Consider the following 5188-nt stretch of genomic DNA (forward strand, 5'->3'; position numbering starts at 1 on the left):
GCAAGCGGGCCGCGGCGGTGATGAGCTTGATCCATTCCGCCCGGCTCAACGGGCATGACCCTTACCTGTACCTCCGGGATATCCTGGAACGGCTGCCGACTCAGCCAGCCAGTCGCATCGACGACCTGCTTCCGCATCGCTGGCAACCCGCCGCCTGAACTCCTACCGCCTTAGATCTCGCTGCCAATACGCGATGGCCGAACGCTTACCTCGCAAGCCGCGCAAGTTGATTCAACGACGCAGTATTCAGTGCGTTTGCGCTGAGCGCGAGGATGCGAAAAAGCACTGGCTTAAACGCGGCAGTCGCGGTGGCGGCCCTCCATCATTCACTCCCGGTGACTATAGGGGGCGCAGTGTCGTGGAGCACGCAATCAGTCAACCCAAGGATTTCCGTGCCGTAGCGACTTGCTATGACATGCGAGGGCAAGACTATCTCGCAGCTGTGACCGTCACCAATATACATGGCCTGGCTCTTCAGACTTCAGTCAGACAGACCCTGCCCGTAACCCGTCCGCTTAAAGGGAGTAAGCAATAAGGACCAGAGCTAAGTGTTTCATATAAAACAGCCTGCCTCTCCATTCCCCATGAGTCCCGCGCGAGTCCCAACACCTTTCCCCCCTTTTACAACGAATAAACTTGGCTACAGGTATGTTGTTTTTTTACATCAAAAGCTATCAAACCCATTTATACACAAACGCAACAAATGCCTGAGGACGACGTTTGCTTTAACGATATATTCAAGAAAAGCCAGCAAAGCTCGCTGAAAAGTTTTTCAACAATTCCACAAAAAATGCTACGCGTCGCGCGGGAAATGCGCTGGGCTTTCTCGGGCACGAAACGCGCTAGATATTCGCTAGGTCAAGGATCGCCCCAGAAAAATATCTGTGGTTCTTTAATCGGAGTGGGAAATGACTCAAGCACACGGTGACCAATACCTGCTATTTCCCGAGGACCGGTACATTTCCGTAGCATCCGCGATTCGAGCGCGCGCCAGCTTTAAGTCCAATCTATGGTTGTTTGACTCTCCGAAAAATAACAAGCGTGCGATTATCGAAGGCGACGTTGCGTTCATTCACACAGTGCTTCTCGAAGGGAACACTAGTGTCGCGAATTACGACATAAATCCTCCACCGGTAATTGCGGAAATTGACGGTGAAGTACGCCAAACCACCCTCGACACAATAGTCTATTTTCGCGATGGCAGAGAAGAATGGGTGGAGTACAAGCGCTCGGAAGACACCGGACCAAGTCGAAAAGGTCGAGCAGTTCCTCAGTTGAACGCTCAAGCGCAAGCAGCCGCGAGAGCCGGTAAGACCTATAACACACGAACCGAAAAAGACCTACTAGGCAAGGAGCTACTCTTTGACAATTGGCTGCATCTGTGCGGTTCAATCACGCGTGCCCGTCGATATTCCACATATACAGAGGAACGAACAATCAAGTCGATGCTTGATCTGCACGGCGAAATTCCAGTGTCGGCCCTTTTCGATTCTCCAAATTGTGATCCGGGTCTAATGAACGCAGCACTCGCCAAGTACTTGCAGCAAGGTTTAATTGACGTTGATCTTGTGAACAAATTACTGACTCACGGCACTGTCATAAGGTGGAGATCGACATGACACGCGGTCCCCTCAGGTCACTTATACCGATAGATTTGTCTGATCTTGCGACATGGCCCGAGCCCAATATCGACTACTTGTCTCAAAAAGAAAGGGATGCTTACAACCTACGTCGGCGCGCCGTCGAGATGTACGCAGAGGGTGACAACTATGAAGATATTCATGCGGCCACTAGGAAAAAAGCAGGTGAAGTACGACGACTAGTTAAGCGATGCGTCAAGTTTCATAATGGTTCCATAATCGGTTTCGTAGCACTTCTACCTGGACGTCGAACCGAACGTTATACAAGAAAAAAGGAGATTCGCCGCGGCATCGCGGACGGGTCTGGAGGGTGCGCGGGTGCGCTTTCTGCGCTACTTGAGAAATATCCAGATCTAGAAACTCACGTTTCGAATTTGCTGTTTAAGCGATCTTCCGAGGAAATACACGAGGCACGGATACCATACACCAAGCTGCATAAGCGAGTGTTGCGCTGGTTGCGAGATAAAGGTTTTTCAGACTCAGATTGGCCTTTTTGCACGAAGAATGCTGGATACGAGGCCATTCGCCGCTACTGCCATAAACTTCGAGAGGACGAGTTGGACCGCTGGATTCTCGTACGGTCAGGGAAGGATGCTAGTAGGAGGAGCAACGTTGGGAACGGCTATTTGCCCCTTATTCCTGCTCGGCGTCCACTCGAAATATGTGAACTAGATTTTCATAAAGTAGACGCTGCTACCGTCATATTAATAACTACCCCCCTCGGGGAGGAAATTGCGATCCCACTTTCACGTTGGCATATCGGCATATTAGTTTGCGAAGGTTCGAGGGCTATCCTTGGCTATGCATTTGCGTTCGAGCTCACTCCTTCTAGCGATAGTCTCTTAGAGGTGGTTGAATCGGCGTTAGGCGTACACTCCACACAACCGGGTGCTATCGTTTCGCCAATAAATCTTGGCAATAACGTTCTTCCAAATCAAATTGTTCCTCAGTTGCAATGGCTCTGTTTCTCGGTTCTCAGATTAGACAATGCCTGGGCAAACTTAAGCACGGTTCCGGTAAATCAAATCGTCGACTTGATCGGCTGCGCAGTTAATTATGGCCCTATTCGCGCATGGTGGCATCGACCGGTAGTTGAGCGAATTTTCGAAGAGGTCACGAAGAATGGAGCGCAACGACTACCCTCGACGTTTGGCACTGGTTCAAGTGACACTAAGCGTGATAACCCGAACAAGACTGCCATAGAATTACAAGTAAGGTTAACTGACCTGACCGCGATAATTGAGACTTGCATTCGGGATTACAACGATACTCCTACGGAAGGTCTCTATTCTTCCACGCCATTATCAATGCTGAGAAATGCCGTGGAGCGGGGAGCTAGCGCATTCTTTCCGCAGCCATTGCCGAAAAGATCTCGAATTCAGACCGGCCTCACGAGTCATGTCGTCGAGGCCGTCGTACGAGGAAGCCTGAAGAAAAACATACGGCCTTACATAGAGATTGATCGCTGTCGTTACACAAATCAACTACTTTCGTGTTCTTATAACCATCTTAATAAACGCTTAGTTGTCTACATTAATCGTCTTGATGTCTCTGATGCGAGGGCGGTACTCAAGGACACAGGGGAGGACTTGGGAAAACTCGTAGCGGAGTCGAAGTGGCGGAAACAAGGTGTATCTGTCCGCGATCGAAAGAAGATCAATCAACTCGGACGTTCGAAGCGACTTCATTTTCTTGGTGAAGATGCCATCGCAAGTTGGGGAAAGAAAAAGAAAACTGAGCTCTTGGAAAAGCGAAAGTCAAAGGCGAGCAAGAATAGATCTTCGAAGAGCGCCTTAGAGCTCGCTCGCACGGTTCATAGGCAGAAAATCGACACATGTGACACTGAAGTAATGCATGACGCAGCAGGCAATTTACATCCTGGCCCCGATCCCTTTGGTTTGACAAATATCCCCGACGTACTGATCGCGAAGAAGAAAAAATGACTGCATCGTTCATTAACATGCGCGACATTCTCACGGATTCAAAGTTTCGGGAAGAGCTCTTCTTCCGACATCCGTTGTTCGGAATTGATCATTTCCTCATCACTCCTCCGATAAAGGAGGCTTACCAAGTTATAAGCCGCGCAATTGCTCTTCGCGATTCCGGGGTTTGCTTCCTCGGGCCGTCCGGTATGGGTAAGACTACAACTCTTTCGGCAGTTGCGAGAATGCTCCGTACGAAATACAGCTGGTTGAATATTTATGAGCACGATACAAAGAATCAGCAAATTCCATCGATCCGTGCATTTTTCAAGAGTTATTTGCACACCGTTAATCACACCAAACTGAGCGGTGAAACATTTGATCTCCGTCTACGGCTAACGAATACTATCGTAGACAATGCCCGTCAATCTGGTCATGCCGTTGCAGTTTTATTTGTCGACGAAGCGCAGGCAATGTCCACAATGGATTTTCTTTTCCTAAAGGATGTTTCCAATTCTCTTGCAAGATCTGGAATTTGTTTGGTAACGGTATTGACTGGTCAAAGTCCCGACTTTGATGGAGTGATTCGAAATTTGGTTGGCGAAGGCCGGCTTGACGTGGTCGCGCGCTTTGCTCTCAGGCGCTTCCAATTAAGGGGCTACTCGGAACTAAAGGACATCGAGGAAATATTGGGTGCAATTGACGTTGCCGTATTTCCAGAGGGGAGCTCAATAACGTGGACCCAGTTCTTTTTTCCCCTAGCATTTGAGTCAGGATTTCGCTTAATAAACGAATCCGCTAATTTTCTCAACGCTATAAAAAGAGAAATATCTGCTGAAGGACTGCGCGGATATCCCGCGAGGCCCATCTTTAGCGCACTACGCACGTTCGTGATAGACAATGCCGGGCACGACCGCAGTGACATTCTTTTTCCATCCGACTCGTGGACAAAATCTGTCCAGTCGTCATTACTTTCCAGATCAGTCGAATTGGCAAAGAACGCAAGCAACGGAGACGAGCCGAGCGTGAAGTACTAGTGGTTCGCAGTGAGGCGAAGAGAGATGAAGTCGTTCTCTTTACGTGAGGGACATGTTAGGAGGTCGTATGAGGGCAGATAAAAGAGAGGTTCCGCAAGTTGGTACTAACTGGGCGGGCCTAGATCTAGCGCCACTTCCTCATGAGTCTTGGTACAGCGTGCGATGGAGGTTTTGCTGGCGAAACGGAATTTCAGTTGGTTCAATAAGCACTCAGTTGATTGCAAGTATTTCGAAATGGGAGATTCCTGGGTTCCGCCTTTTTTCGCCCCGTGTTACAAAGAGATCGAACGACTTTGTGTTATTCGACCCCAGTTTTAGATACTGTCCCATTTGCCTTGAGGCAGGTTACCACAGCGTCTGGTTTCAACTGTGTGATCTACTGTAATGACCCAGCGAAACCTGCACAGGTTAGGCTGCTAAAGCGAATACTTCAGCAGGTGTCTTCATTCCCAGCGCCTGGTGCGGACGTCGAGTGTTATAAAAGCCAATCCAGTCAGCAATGACCCGGCTGGCATGCTGCAACGTCTCGAAGCGCTGCCGATGTACGCATTGCTCCTTCAACGTCCTGATCACGCGCTCGATCATGCCG

5 protein-coding genes are annotated in these 5188 nt (G+C 49.4%); 4 read left to right on the top strand and 1 reads right to left on the bottom strand.

Going from position 1 to position 5188, the window contains the following annotated elements; genetic code table 11:
- From AYR66_RS27810 to AYR66_RS27825, 4 genes are all read left to right on the top strand, one after another.
- A partial coding sequence (locus AYR66_RS27810) for a transposase domain-containing protein (RefSeq protein ID WP_141104355.1) occupies positions 1–158 on the top strand: 158 nt, incomplete at its 5' end.
- A 750-nt stretch (positions 159–908) separates the two neighbouring features.
- Positions 909–1619, top strand: coding sequence for a hypothetical protein (locus tag AYR66_RS27820; protein ID WP_088710770.1), 711 nt, complete (start codon positions 909–911; stop codon positions 1617–1619).
- A complete protein-coding gene (locus tag AYR66_RS28625) occupies positions 1616–3583 on the top strand; it encodes a hypothetical protein (protein WP_141104356.1) in 1968 nt (655 codons plus the stop codon). The genes AYR66_RS27820 and AYR66_RS28625 overlap by 4 nt, the downstream gene beginning before the upstream one ends.
- The gene (locus AYR66_RS27825; RefSeq protein WP_088710771.1) at positions 3580–4599 is read left to right on the top strand and encodes an ATP-binding protein; all 1020 of its coding nucleotides are present in this window, start codon (positions 3580–3582) and stop codon (positions 4597–4599) included. Before AYR66_RS28625 ends, AYR66_RS27825 begins: the two co-directional genes overlap by 4 nt.
- Before the next feature lie 408 nt (positions 4600–5007).
- Here AYR66_RS27825 and AYR66_RS27830 read toward each other — a convergent pair.
- Positions 5008–5188 (bottom strand): integrase core domain-containing protein (locus tag AYR66_RS27830; protein WP_141104312.1); only part of this gene is annotated, 181 nt, incomplete at its 5' end.

Source organism: Noviherbaspirillum denitrificans, assembly GCF_002211445.1.
Taxonomy (GTDB): Bacteria; Pseudomonadota; Gammaproteobacteria; order Burkholderiales; family Burkholderiaceae_D; genus Noviherbaspirillum; species Noviherbaspirillum denitrificans.

Excerpts from the sequence above, each read along its gene's own strand:
- AYR66_RS27820 (WP_088710770.1), top strand. The coding sequence starts at position 909 with ATGACTCAAGCACACGGTGACCAATACCTGCTATTTCCCGAGGACCGG.
- AYR66_RS28625 (WP_141104356.1), top strand. The coding sequence starts at position 1,616 with ATGACACGCGGTCCCCTCAGGTCACTTATACCGATAGATTTGTCTGAT.
- AYR66_RS27825 (WP_088710771.1), top strand. The coding sequence starts at position 3,580 with ATGACTGCATCGTTCATTAACATGCGCGACATTCTCACGGATTCAAAG.